This window comes from Paenibacillus sp. J22R67, from assembly GCF_059692175.1.
The window spans coordinates 47,195-59,063 of sequence record NZ_JCAUAX010000002.1; the positions used below are offsets into that span (position 1 = coordinate 47,195).

At 40.1% G+C, this 11,869-nt stretch carries 15 protein-coding genes and 1 pseudogene; 6 read left to right on the forward strand and 10 right to left on the reverse strand.

Going from position 1 to position 11,869, the window contains the following annotated elements:
- Positions 1 to 4 precede the first annotated feature (4 nt).
- From AC58VC_RS06160 to AC58VC_RS06170, 3 genes are read left to right on the forward strand one after another with little or no spacing between them, the layout of a single operon-like run.
- Positions 5 to 1,195, forward strand: coding sequence for a Ger(x)C family spore germination protein (locus AC58VC_RS06160; protein WP_497367968.1), 1,191 nt, complete (start codon positions 5 to 7; stop codon positions 1,193 to 1,195).
- A gap of 4 nt (positions 1,196 to 1,199) precedes the next feature.
- Positions 1,200 to 2,294 carry a GerAB/ArcD/ProY family transporter gene (locus tag AC58VC_RS06165; RefSeq protein ID WP_497367969.1) on the forward strand — a complete coding sequence of 365 codons (1,095 nt, stop codon included), beginning with the start codon at positions 1,200 to 1,202 and terminating at the stop codon, positions 2,292 to 2,294.
- Positions 2,291 to 2,491, forward strand: a complete 201-nt coding sequence (locus tag AC58VC_RS06170; protein ID WP_497367970.1) for a hypothetical protein — start codon at positions 2,291 to 2,293, stop codon at positions 2,489 to 2,491. Before AC58VC_RS06165 ends, AC58VC_RS06170 begins: the two co-directional genes overlap by 4 nt.
- 330 nt (positions 2,492 to 2,821) lie before the next feature.
- On the opposite strand, the gene ilvD is transcribed toward AC58VC_RS06170, so the two are convergent.
- The 6 genes from ilvD to AC58VC_RS06200 form a co-directional block, all read right to left on the reverse strand.
- Positions 2,822 to 4,510: a dihydroxy-acid dehydratase gene (ilvD, locus tag AC58VC_RS06175; RefSeq protein ID WP_497367971.1), complete on the reverse strand. Its 1,689-nt coding sequence runs from the start codon at positions 4,508 to 4,510 to the stop codon at positions 2,822 to 2,824.
- 337 nt (positions 4,511 to 4,847) lie between these two features.
- Positions 4,848 to 5,366: a hypothetical protein gene (locus AC58VC_RS06180; RefSeq protein WP_497367972.1), complete on the reverse strand. Its 519-nt coding sequence runs from the start codon at positions 5,364 to 5,366 to the stop codon at positions 4,848 to 4,850.
- Positions 5,367 to 5,444: 78 nt separating this feature from the next.
- Positions 5,445 to 5,726, reverse strand: coding sequence for a hypothetical protein (locus AC58VC_RS06185; RefSeq protein ID WP_497367973.1), 282 nt, complete (start codon positions 5,724 to 5,726; stop codon positions 5,445 to 5,447).
- A gap of 24 nt (positions 5,727 to 5,750) precedes the next feature.
- Positions 5,751 to 6,239, reverse strand: coding sequence for a DinB family protein (locus AC58VC_RS06190; protein ID WP_497367974.1), 489 nt, complete (start codon positions 6,237 to 6,239; stop codon positions 5,751 to 5,753).
- 180 nt (positions 6,240 to 6,419) lie between these two features.
- Positions 6,420 to 6,599: a hypothetical protein gene (locus tag AC58VC_RS06195; protein WP_497368977.1), complete on the reverse strand. Its 180-nt coding sequence runs from the start codon at positions 6,597 to 6,599 to the stop codon at positions 6,420 to 6,422.
- 6 nt (positions 6,600 to 6,605) lie between these two features.
- On the reverse strand, positions 6,606 to 6,740 hold the full coding sequence (locus tag AC58VC_RS06200; protein ID WP_497367975.1) for a hypothetical protein: 135 nt from the start codon (positions 6,738 to 6,740) through the stop codon (positions 6,606 to 6,608).
- Positions 6,741 to 6,776: 36 nt separating this feature from the next.
- On the opposite strand from AC58VC_RS06200, the gene AC58VC_RS06205 reads away from it, so the two are divergent.
- Positions 6,777 to 7,787: a cytochrome P450 gene (locus tag AC58VC_RS06205; RefSeq protein WP_497367976.1), complete on the forward strand. Its 1,011-nt coding sequence runs from the start codon at positions 6,777 to 6,779 to the stop codon at positions 7,785 to 7,787.
- A 218-nt stretch (positions 7,788 to 8,005) separates the two neighbouring features.
- Here AC58VC_RS06205 and AC58VC_RS06210 read toward each other — a convergent pair whose 3' ends face one another.
- Entirely contained in the window at positions 8,006 to 8,191 is a 186-nt protein-coding gene (locus AC58VC_RS06210) for a hypothetical protein (RefSeq protein WP_497367977.1), read from the reverse strand.
- Between the two features lie 584 nt (positions 8,192 to 8,775).
- On the opposite strand from AC58VC_RS06210, the pseudogene AC58VC_RS06215 reads away from it, so the two are divergent.
- Positions 8,776 to 9,008: pseudogene (locus AC58VC_RS06215) on the forward strand (alpha/beta-type small acid-soluble spore protein).
- A gap of 274 nt (positions 9,009 to 9,282) precedes the next feature.
- The gene (locus tag AC58VC_RS06220) at positions 9,283 to 9,489 is read left to right on the forward strand and encodes a hypothetical protein (RefSeq protein ID WP_497367978.1); all 207 of its coding nucleotides are present in this window, start codon (positions 9,283 to 9,285) and stop codon (positions 9,487 to 9,489) included.
- A gap of 266 nt (positions 9,490 to 9,755) precedes the next feature.
- On the opposite strand, the gene AC58VC_RS06225 is transcribed toward AC58VC_RS06220, so the two are convergent.
- The 3 genes from AC58VC_RS06225 to AC58VC_RS06235 all read right to left on the reverse strand — a co-directional run bounded on the left by AC58VC_RS06225 (position 9,756) and on the right by AC58VC_RS06235 (position 11,754).
- Positions 9,756 to 10,106, reverse strand: a complete 351-nt coding sequence (locus AC58VC_RS06225; RefSeq protein ID WP_497367979.1) for a hypothetical protein — start codon at positions 10,104 to 10,106, stop codon at positions 9,756 to 9,758.
- Between the two features lie 185 nt (positions 10,107 to 10,291).
- A complete protein-coding gene (locus tag AC58VC_RS06230) occupies positions 10,292 to 11,134 on the reverse strand; it encodes an alpha/beta fold hydrolase (protein WP_497367980.1) in 843 nt (280 codons plus the stop codon).
- Between the two features lie 362 nt (positions 11,135 to 11,496).
- Positions 11,497 to 11,754 (reverse strand): hypothetical protein, encoded by a 258-nt coding sequence (locus AC58VC_RS06235; protein ID WP_497367981.1) that lies wholly within the window; start codon positions 11,752 to 11,754, stop codon positions 11,497 to 11,499.
- Positions 11,755 to 11,869 lie beyond the last annotated feature (115 nt).

Sequence of the window (11,869 nt, forward strand, 5' to 3'; positions counted from 1 at the left end):
AAACATGAAAAATTTCTTCCTTACATGCCTGGTTATTTTCTTAAGTAGTTTAATGGTAACGGGATGCTGGGATAAGAAAGAAATTAATGACTTGGCTATCGTTGATGCCATTGGGTTGGACATCGATCCGAAAACAAAAGAACGATTAATTTATTTTCAAGTCGTAAATCCAGCTGGCGTCGGAGGAAAATCCGGAGAATCCTCTAAAGCATCCGTATACACCTATAAAATGAATAACATTGATATGATTTCCGGGTTCAGCATTCTGTCTAATCGCCAAATCCCGAGGCTTGTTTTTACAAACGATGTTCAAATTTATCTACTGACGCAGCGTTATTGCGACTTATACTATCGAGAAATTCTTGAATTTATTGAAAGCAACCCGACAAGACGCCCAACTGGCTATCTTCTAATGACGGATGCACCTATAGATACCATTATGAATACGATTGTGCCTTTAGAGCGTGTTCCGGGACGAGCTATGCATGCCATGATCGAACTCCAACATAAAATGAGCGGGACATATGCACTTATTCGAGCACGCGATGCGATTAATACGCTCTCTAGAAAGCAGCCTATTGTTATGCCTTTCATTTCGGTCATGAATTCCAAAACAAATCCGCAATTCTCGAAACTTGAAGAAATTAACGCCCCTAGGAAAAGCATACTTTTCAATGGGGGAATTGTCTTTATTAAGGATAAAGTGCAAGGTGAGATCGATAACAGAAAAAGCAATATGAATGGTTTGTTAAATAAAAAAGCCGATCGTTACCTGCTAAAAGTTGTACATGATAGTGGAGATATTGAAGTGATGGTTGAAGAACCGAAAATTATTCGGAAGTTATCCTTAGATCATGGGAAATCCAATCTTCAGTTAACTATCAAAGGTTCACTAAGGATTTTATTAGATAATAGACCTAAGGATTCTGTTTTATTTAACTATAAGGAAATTGAACAATTAATAAATAACAAATTTAAAAGCGAGTGTTTGCAATTCGTGAGCTATTCGAGGGAAAAGAATTGGGATTTGTTAGGTATTCAAGATCAAATAGACCGCAGACATAGTAAGGCTTGGTCGTCTTATAAGTCAGATCCATCAGCTTGGATGCATACGAATGTAAACATTATCACGGATCTAAAGGTTAAATGGATTGGGCGGACAAAGTCCTCATACGCCGGAGAGGAGAATTCTTAACCCTATGGAGAAAGCGCAACTTTCAGCTTGGCAAATGTTCCTCCTCACGTTCTCATTTACGATAGGAACTTCTTTTTTTATACGGCCAGGAGGCTTAATTACAATGGCCAAAGAGTATGCTTGGTCTTTGCCACTTGTAGCTGGCCTGTATGGTGTCCTCATTGCAGCACTTTGGATCTATCTTGCCCGAAGACATCCGGGGTTGAGTATCATTCAGATCTGTTTACACGTATTTGGCCGTAAAGTCGGCTTTCTTTTCGCTTGCCTATACATCATTTTCTTTATCCAGATCGCTGCATGGGTGGTTAGAAACTTAGGGGATTTTATTAAGGTTAATGTATTGATGCATACCCCGATCTCGTTTGTTCACCTGACCTTTTTACTTGTCTCCGCTTATATCGTGATACAAGGCGCAGAATCACTAGCCATGTTAAATGAATTTGTAACGCCGATATTAGTCATTGTTTTTTGGATCGTTTTCTTCATCATGCTGAAAGGATGGGAGTGGGCAAATTTCGGTCCGGCTCATAATTTTGAGCCCCTCCAACTCATTAGCCAAACGAAGCCGATGTTGGGCTTCCCTTTTAGCGAGACCGTATGTTTAACCATGTTTTTTCCATTTGTACAGAAGAAACTCACGACATCCTTGATGACAGGAATAGGAGCTGCAGCAGTTATCATTGGTCTAAATGTCTTTTTCGTACTTGGTATTGTAGGTGTTTATCGCTCTTCGCACCTGATGTATCCCATGTTTACTTTAGCTCAAGAACTTCCATTTTCGTTTTTCATTGATCATCTGGAAGTGGTTGTTGTAGTCATTTGGTTTTCAGCGATCTCGATGAAGCTGTCTATAACTATGTATTGTGCTGTATTAGGACTAAGTCAATCGTTTGGTTTAAAAAATCGAACTTTCACTACCCTATCGTTGATATGGATCATACTCCCAATTTCATTGTTTTTTGATAACGTAATTGAGAACATGATCTGGGATCATAAATATTCGTTTGCTTTTGATACGTTCTTTGCAGTTGTCATTCCACTTCTGCTCATTGTCGTATCCTGGATTAGAACAAAACAGTTAAGGTTAACGGAAGCATGAAGCTGTTAGTTACTATCTTCATCATCTACGTAACCCTATCTATGTGGTTAATGTTCCACTTAAAGGCTTCGCTTCGTGAAAAGATCGTTAGTCTAGTTCTGAGCACAATTGGAATTCTATTGTATGCGAGCATTTTACTTAACCACCCTATCGATACGAATAAAATGATCAGCTGGGTCATTGATAAACTGCTTTAAAGGACCTCTAGAGTAAACAAAGCTCTTGTAGAGCTCTTTGTATGTTGCATTAGGGTAATGCAAATATTGATTAATCCTGAACCTTGACTGTTACTAAAGTGAGCCCTCAACTATCAATATTCCTTCTTCTATCGTAATAATACATAAAGCTTATCGATTCCTTAATATCCCTGACATGCCCCATTGACTTCCTCACTGCATAATCACTTGTGTTCTTGAGAAACGATACGCGACTCAAATTTAAAACCCTTACCATTTTGGTAAGGGTTTTTGTTAACCTTTTTTTTGAATTGTTCTACGTCGTTCGTTCTAATCGCATCATATAACTAACTAGAATAAATCTGTAACGGCCCCTTTGGAAGCAGATGAAACTAATCTTGCGTATTTACTGAGAACACCTGTAGTAAATTTCAATTGTGGCTGAACCCATTCATTCTTACGCTTCGCAAGCTCTTCTTCTGAAACTTCAAAGGAAATTTCTTGCGTTTCACTATCAATGGTAATGTTGTCACCCTCTTGCAGAAGAGCAATTGGTCCTCCTACTTGCGCTTCTGGTGCAACATGACCGACTACAAAACCATGTGAGCCACCTGAAAATCTACCATCAGTTATGAGGGCAACTTCCCCACCAAACCCTTTCCCGACTATTAAAGCGGTAACTGAAAGCATTTCCGGCATGCCTGGACCGCCCTTCGGTCCGCAGTACCGAATAACTAACACATCTCCTTTACGGATCTGGTTTTGTAATATCGCCTCAGTAGCCTCTGCTTCGCTATCATATACGCGTGCAGGGCCAGTGAAACGAGATTTTTTCATCCCTGACATTTTGGCAATTGCGCCATCTGGAGCCAAATTGCCCTTTAGAACGACCAAGGGTCCAGTTGTTTTTAAAGGATTATTGAAAGGACGAATAATGTCTTGATTTTCATGCAACGGTTCTGATGCTCCTAAATTCTCTGCTAAAGTTTTACCAGTGATCGTCAAACAATCTCCATGGAGAAGACCTTGTTCAAGAAGAAGCTTCATCACGCCGGGAACACCGCCAATATCACTTAGATCCTGCATGACATACTTTCCACTCGGCTTAAGATCTGCAATGTGTGGCACTTTTACACGAATACGTTCGAAATCATCATAGGTTAATTCCACTTGTACAGAGTGTGCAATCGCAATTAGATGCAGGAAAGCATTTGTAGAGCCCCCCAATGCCATTACAAGTGTAATCGCATTCTCAAATGCTTTCTTTGTCATAATATCACGGGGATAGATTCCCTTCTCAAGTAGCTCAAGCACCCTCTCACCGGCTTCTTCGCATTCCAGGACTTTTCGCGGTGATATCGCTGAGGTAGAGGATGATCCAGGAAGACTCATGCCTAAAGCTTCTGCAGCAGATGCCATTGTGTTAGCCGTATACATCCCTCCGCAAGCTCCGGCCCCAGGGCAAGCGTTGCACTCAACCTTGTGAAGCTCCTCATCACTTATTTTACCATCATGATACAAACCTACTGCTTCAAAAGCACTGACTATGTCTACGTCTTTACCATCTAACTTACCAGGCTGAATTGTTCCGCCATATACATATACCGCGGGTACATTCAGTCGCCCAATGGCCATTAAACACGCGGGAGTATTTTTATCGCATCCGCCAACTGCAACAAGCGCATCGAAGCGCTCTGCGTTCGTAACAATCTCAATGGAGTCTGCAATAGCTTCACGGCTTGGTAAGGAATATAGCATCCCGTCATGCCCCATCGAAATTCCATCTGAAACCGTAATGGTGTTAAAAATCAGAGGAGCACCGCCATGAAGCTGAATTCCCTTTTTCGCTGCAAGCGCTAATGAATCAATATGCATGTTGCATGGGGTTACTTCACTCCATGTACTCGCTACACCAATCATCGGCTTCTTGAAATCTTCATCTTTAAAACCTACAGCTCTTAGCATCGCACGATTAGGGACCCGATTGACTCCCTCACTTATAACTTTGCTCCGAATTCTTAAATCCTTATGACCAGACATTCTCATCGATCCTTTCACTATTAGATTAGGGCATACAGTTCATGCATAGGTTTTATTAAGTTTTGTTTCATATGTGCGGCAGCTGTTTCAGGGTCCTAATTGAAAAGCAAGAACTAATACTGGAAGAAAGCAAAGCAGACGGCTTTTGTAATTTGTGAGGGCCAAGAATAGAAAAAATAGCTATCATGGAGCAAAGAAAGCAGATCATAACTATAATTTCCCATAAGAATGCTTATCTATTCACCAGTTACTTCAACGGACAACGGCAGCCCCTCTTACCAGCTGCCGTCATTTTGTGATTAAACTATAATTTCCAGTTAGTTGAACAATAAAAACCTTAAATACCTCTTACTGGGACGACTTCAAGGCTATTAAAGGGTGCTTCATGAACTGAAAAAAAGAATCGCAATTCACCATAAATCAATAATTCCCTATTGCTTCCGTCACCTTTTAACAACATTTTTTGAATCGTATTATCGTAAATCTTTCCCGCTATTATCTTAATTTTCGGTCCTTTATATGTTTGAAAATCAAAGCCGACTGTCATATAAGGCACATCTTGCCCTTGAAAACCTGTATATGCTTGACTTCGATACCAGCTATATCCCATTGGACTCTCAGCAATACTTGCCACCCCAAGTGCATTATGTCCTTCATAAAAAATAATTGTTTCATCATTAACATTCTCAGAGGACAAAATCGAAGATCTATTAATCCCTTCATTGATTAGTCCATTTTCAATAGCTTTATCTTTTGTATTGAACCACTGAAGTTCGGTAGTTGTGGGTTCATTATTTTTACATCCAGCTAATAAAATTAGTATAGTGGCAATTAAAGTTAATGTTATCTTCTTCAAAGCCAACCCCCTAGATGCTATTAGTAATTTTACAAATAGTTCCATTGTTTTTTGTTAAACTGACACCTGAAAATGAAACTATGCGTAATATCCGCCTTTTACTGGATACTCATTATGTTCAAGAAAATGTTTATATACCTTACTGAAAACTCTGTTCGCCATTGCTTGTTTTTGTTTATCGTTGATTAGTTTAACAACTTCATTGATAGGAGTATCTCCAGGTACTTCCCCGTTTTTCAACTTAAATAAATCAAGTTCGATTACGCCATCTAATTCACATAAACAGTTGCCGAATCTATACCTTGCTATAGTGCCGATTACTTCAATTAGTTCAAACTCAAGACAAATAGCTATTTGCATCCACCTCAATGTTAAAAACTTCCGTTAACGTAACAACTGGGGTTTGATGAGATCTTTGCCAATAACATTAGCTGACACAGGCTTTTTACCAACTTCTCTCGCCCAGACCGATAGTTGGCCAATATGGTGGATTTCATGTGCGATTATGTGACGCATTACTTCACCCCACGCATCGACGGCCATTTTCCCGTCCGGTTGGGGATCGTAAAATGGGCGAGTCTCCATACTTACGTCCCATGAATGTACAAACGTTTGCACTTCAGGCCGGAAAGCTACATCCAGGTTGCGGACTTTCTCCAAACTACTGTAACTTTCAAAACTTTCTTGAAAATCTGATTTTCCCTGCAGAGAACGAATCCAACTCCACTCCACATCGATAATGTGAAAAAGAGTATGCAATATCCCTCCGACTCCACCTGTACGAATACGAAGCAGTTCCTCCTCCGGTACGTCCTCACACCACCGGTACCATTCTTCCCTGACCAACCAATTGTAACGGAACATAATTTGCATGATATTCCTCCTCTTCTTTCACGAATTAATTTAAGCTAACTATTCTGTCGAACTAAGAACCTAATGTTGAATCGTCATTCTCGTTATCTATATACTACCACTTATTGGAACTAATCTGCTCGTTGAAAAAAGACAGCCGTAGGCTGCCTTCTTATATGGATTGGAAACTTATTATTTATCTTATAGCGACTTTTTTAAAATTTCCCTTACATCTTCTTTCGTTAATGGAACGTAACTGCCGATCGTTGAGCCCACCATCGCGCGTTCTGTCATTAGGTCGAGTTCTTTATCGTCAATGTTGTAGTCAGAAAGGTTTGAAGGAGCGCCGATGGAAGTCCAAAATTGTTTTAATGACGCAATGGTCTCTTACGCAAGCTTCTCTACCGTCTTACCTTTCGGATCAATATCAAATACACGAACACCTAATTGCGTAACTTTCTCAGGTTTTTGAGAAGCAACGTGCTCCATCCAGCGCGGAAATAAAATCGCTAATATAGGCAAACGTGGGATATATTTAATTATCAGGATATACAGAAGGTGTTAAGTGATTATAAGACATTTTCGTCGGGCGGCAGCGGAGATAGCCTGATAACAATGGACCCACCAGAACACAAACGATATCGTTCTATTGTTAGCCAAGCGTTTACCCCGAAGGCTGTTGAGGTGATGGCTCAGTCTATCCAGACAATAACACAGGAATTATTAGCTCAGGATCAGATACGAAAAGAAATGGATATCATTAAAGATTTAGCCTACCCTCTACCAGTTATAGTTATCGCTGAAATGTTAGGTGCCCCTCCAAAGGATCGCGATTTATTCAAGAAATGGTCAGATGCTTTAGTCGCTTATTTGGATGTAGCAGCGTGGCAATCAATAGAAGATATGATACAAGAAAAAAATCGAGTTGCTGGTGAACTCTATCAATATTTTGGCACCGTTATTGAAGAGCATAAGCGCTTTCCCCAAAATGATTTAATTACATCTCTAATAAACGCTCAAGTCGATGGAGAAAGTCTTGATTTAAAAGCTATATTAAGTTTTTGTTTACTTCTGCTTGTTGCAGGTAATGAAACAACCACTAATCTAATAGGCAATGCAGTCTTGACCTTGCTAGAGCAACCTGAACTTATGGAGCAATTGAGATTAAATTTGAATTTATTGCCGTCTGTAATTGAAGAGGTACTTCGTTTCCGATCTCCTATTCAAAGTCTAGGAAGAATCTTGACTAGTGATATCGAGTTTCAAGGGCATCAAATGCGATCGGGCGACCAAGTTACCGTGTGGTTAGGTTCCGGAAATCGTGATGAAGTAAATTTCGAACAAGCTGAAGAATTTGTTATTGAACGTCATCCTAACTTGCATTTAGCCTTTGGAAACGGGATTCACAATTGCATTGGAGCCTCTTTAGCTAGACTCGAGGCTAAAATTGCTTTAACTGCTCTACTTGAGACCGCCCCGAATATGAGTTTGAAGGGTGAAATTCCTTCTCCATTAAGGAGTTCTTTTGTGTACGGGTATAAATCAATTCCTGTGCAACTTTTCAATTAACGACAGTACCAACATTAATTAAAGTTAGGTTGCTAATTACCAGCAACCTTCTTTTTCTATACAGCATGCCCAGCAGCAAACACGCGTCTTCTAGCCATGCAAGACCTGTCACAAAGATGCCAAGTCCACTTTCTTGCTGCCGAACAAGAAAAAAACCCGCAGCATGAAGAAGGCCGCAGGTCTCTAACTCATCTTACTGTTCCATGCCGAAGCTCAACTTAGGAACTGATATCCGTATCTATGATTTCATCCAGTTCTGAACTATGTTCGTTTGCGGCTGCAATAATTTCTTGATCGACCTTATTACTTCCTTGAATTTGCTCCGCGGCTTGGGCTTGATTGTTCAGTTGCTTAACAATTTGTCCTGTGCCATGAGCTCCTTGATGTCCTCTACTGGATGTCATTGTATTTATCCTCCTAATTCGAAAGTTGATCTCCCTTAAGCATCACCTGGTTGATCATGTGTATTATTTTGTGCAGACTGGTCAGGCGATTTTCGAGTTCGAGATTGCAGTTCCTTATCTACGGTTCGCTGAGATTTGGTTATCTTAGTTTTAGTTTTATCGGACATTGAGATTACTCCTTTTCTATATTGATGAAATAAGCTAAAAATTTAGCCTGTCCTGTGGGAAATTTTCCTCAGGCTTTTTTAGCGCTTTTTGTGTGAACCATTTTGTTAATAACCACCTTAATTAATATTTGCCTCATCAATTTTACCCTTTTGATTTGGTTTTTGGTTTTTTTGCTTTTCGGATTTCACGCTTTTCTTTTGATTAGTCATAACTTTAGCACACCCCTTTGAGTAATTTGAAACATATATATTGTACTCACTTAAGAAGTAAAATAAGCAGACACATTGTGCTAATCACTTAGCTGCTTGAAGAATTTAAACAATTATTTCTTAATGGGAACTAAAGCTTTTCAAATGAGATTCTTGCATAATCCTCCGTTAATCTCAACAAAATAAAGCACTTTGTGAAAAGCAACGATTTTATCCCCTGGCAATAACAGCACTTTACTCGTACCACAGGCTAAAGCGGAATTAACCAACTAAAGTATCAAGTAGCTCAAGAATTGGGAATCCCTCTTCAGCCAAATGATTTCAATGGAAATCTCCTTACAAGGGATGCAGGCCCTATTGATGAAACAATTACAAAACGTCTTGTACAAATTGCTGAACAACCTCACATCGCTATCATTGAACAAACGTTCCTCGTTTAGCTTAGATTGCTCGCTTGCCCCAGCATTTAAATCATTCAATACACCTGGTGTATGAACTTTAAGCCAATTCTCTAATCTTTCCCACAATAATTTCATTTATCATTCTTTCCGTCCATTTTCCATACTCGGCCAATAGTCCACGGTTTCACAATTTTTTAATTGATGTCCCTAGATTATGCTTTAAATCGTTCTTCCTTGCATACATAAAACCATTAGTAATCGAAGAATATATAACAGTTGTTTATGACAAATACATTCTCTTGGAGATCCGAAATTGGCACAACAAATTGATGCAAACCAGTTAAAGAAAGCAGAAGCTGCAACAACTCTTGCTAAAAGTCTTATTGGCCAAGCCATTGAACAATCTATCGCTAATCCTACACTAAGTGAAGAAGCTCTAAAGCAAGCATCATCTGAAATAGCACAAGCACAAACAATGATTAGTCAGGCTCAATCAACAATGCAAACTACTTCACAATAATCTGTGTGAAGGGACAGTAATTCGTGTAAACAAAAATGAAGAACTACATTTCAAAGAGTTATAAATAAGACATAACAAAAAAGACTGAATTTCTTATTCAACAAAGACTGCCGGATCACTTGCTCTTTCCGGCAGTTCCCATTAGGTGAGCCCCATTCCCCGAAAACCGATCGTTCGATCACTGAACCTAGAAAAAAATCCTCGACCTAGGGTCAAGGATCTTTTACAATTGCGAATTTCTACTTCTTAATTCATCCTATGTCCAATTAACGCTCGTAGCCAGGATAATCGTAATCGGTATTCTGCAGCTTATTAAGTATGTTCATATCATGAATATGAGCCCTTGTCTTGTCAGTTCCCAAATTGTAGATTAATTGATAGAGTTTGAGCAGATCATCGTTAAACTGATCCGTTGCTTTATCGTGATCGGCGGATTTATACGGAATTGGAGCTCTTAATTGGGTCACTTGATCGTCCCGCTCTAGTTGCTCAAGTATTTGTCGTAGCTTTTCGAGCTCTTCGTCTGTCCCGCGGACTTCAAGCTGTTCATTCATAGAAGCTTCCCTATCAAGACTTTTGTTGGATACAGAGACGTATAGTGTATTTATAGAAGACATTCCAAACACTCCTTTTCCTATAGACTACATCCTATTAAAGCCAATAGGGCTAGTTTGAAACAACTTTCCCCAATCCAAAAACAGCTGTTCGTTTGATTAAATCATCGTATAAGTTTGATTTCTGGTTTATTCGATGAGCGGCCCCGCCATCGTTAATCGGCTCGACGCTCATTCCGGGAGGTGGGTCAGTCGGAAGTGGAATCCGGCGTTGAGTCTGGTCCATCAAGGAATCGCAGGGCTGTTGAGGTAAATGGAACCATGGAATCATAAATAGGAACGTGATCACCGCCAGGAATAATCCATAAAGCGGCATCCGGGATAGAACGGTAGATGTTCACAGGAATTTCAACGGGGAAAAAATGGTCGCGATCACCATGTATAACGAGTGTACGTGCTGTAATGGTTGATAAACCTTGTGCAGTAAAATTCATATCGTCGTAGTTATCGCCCAGGGCGTTAAACTGAGAAATGAGTTCGCGAATCTGTGTGTCACCGCGTTTTGCGCACTCTCGATACATTTCTTGCACTTGTTGGGGCATGGTGCCAAACGAAGCTCGGCGCATTATGGCCCTTGCCTGATCGGTGAAATGGGAAGTTGCACTAATTAGTACCATCGAGTCGATGCGCTTGGGTTGGCTCGTTGCCATGTGCAGGAGTGTCATCCCGCCAGTGCTCATCCCCATAGCCGAGAATTGATCCACCCCTAGCTTATCAAGCAACAGGAACACGTCAATGGCCGCTTCCCGATGGCTGAACTTGTTCTCGGGATTGGTAGAGTAACCATGGCCTCGCAAATCCACGACGATCAGTCGATGGCGCTCTGAGAGCTGGGCGGTAAATGGATACCAGTTCTGTGAACAACCGCCGAACCCATGCAAGAGCACCAGGGGCTTTCCGACTCCGTACTCCTCATAGTGCATCTCAATGTTATTGAGTTGAACGGAATGCCCGTGAGTGGATGTTCGTTCGGGAGCGTACATCGCAGTCATTGGTATGCCTCTGAGAGCAAGTGAATCACATCTATCCATCTTTTCAACATCTTCTTTCTATATGAAAATTTTTCAGTTACGAATATTTTTAATCAAAGCCGAGTGGTAGACGTCGCTAAACACGAGTGCACATCGAGTCAATACATTTTATGAGAAAGCATTAAATGACATAGCCTCCAATTTCGCACCGTAATCTCTGCTCAACTCGCCTTTACACCTTATTTCTATTATTACTAAATAACGTAATTACGTAAATAAGTAATAAATTCATATTACCCGATCAGTATCCATTTGTAAACTCCTATTCTCGTATTCCAATTAAAAAAGAGCCGCCACGGCAGCCCTTCTGATATTTAAATATCTTTCTTCGTTAGTTGAGCAGCGAGGTAATGTTGTTAATTTTATCGTATAAAATTAATTAAGAATGCTGCCCCACCCATTAACAATATAATTGAAAACACAAAATAGCCGAAGTTCTTAAGAGGACGCGGCATTGAATTTAAATCGATTTTTTTCATTGGTCCTCCACCCTCAATATTTTGAATAGAGCCAAGGTTTTCATCGACATAATTATCGTTACTGTACAAAAGTTCCTTTTTGGGTTGGGTTTCATGAATGTTATTTTTGCTCATTTCAAGTCCCCTCTCATCATCAAACACCACACTAAACTCCCTTTAGCTTAATGGCTAATGCTTCATTCAAAAATAACTGGAACTAAGTGAGTCCCACCATTATAGTTGTAAGCAATTTAGGTTTTCCCACTAAATTCCCCTT

What these genes read in the sequence shown, in the direction of transcription:
- AC58VC_RS06225 (WP_497367979.1), bottom strand. Translation starts at nt 10,106, where the DNA reads ATGTCTTCTATAAATACACTATACGTCTCTGTATCCAACAAAAGTCTT.
- AC58VC_RS06165 (WP_497367969.1), top strand. Translation starts at nt 1,200, where the DNA reads ATGGAGAAAGCGCAACTTTCAGCTTGGCAAATGTTCCTCCTCACGTTC.
- ilvD (WP_497367971.1), bottom strand. Translation starts at nt 4,510, where the DNA reads ATGTCTGGTCATAAGGATTTAAGAATTCGGAGCAAAGTTATAAGTGAG.
- AC58VC_RS06170 (WP_497367970.1), top strand. Translation starts at nt 2,291, where the DNA reads ATGAAGCTGTTAGTTACTATCTTCATCATCTACGTAACCCTATCTATG.
- AC58VC_RS06190 (WP_497367974.1), bottom strand. Translation starts at nt 6,239, where the DNA reads ATGCAAATTATGTTCCGTTACAATTGGTTGGTCAGGGAAGAATGGTAC.
- AC58VC_RS06210 (WP_497367977.1), bottom strand. Translation starts at nt 8,191, where the DNA reads ATGACATCCAGTAGAGGACATCAAGGAGCTCATGGCACAGGACAAATT.
- AC58VC_RS06230 (WP_497367980.1), bottom strand. Translation starts at nt 11,134, where the DNA reads ATGGATAGATGTGATTCACTTGCTCTCAGAGGCATACCAATGACTGCG.
- AC58VC_RS06160 (WP_497367968.1), top strand. Translation starts at nt 5, where the DNA reads ATGAAAAATTTCTTCCTTACATGCCTGGTTATTTTCTTAAGTAGTTTA.
- AC58VC_RS06185 (WP_497367973.1), bottom strand. Translation starts at nt 5,726, where the DNA reads ATGCAAATAGCTATTTGTCTTGAGTTTGAACTAATTGAAGTAATCGGC.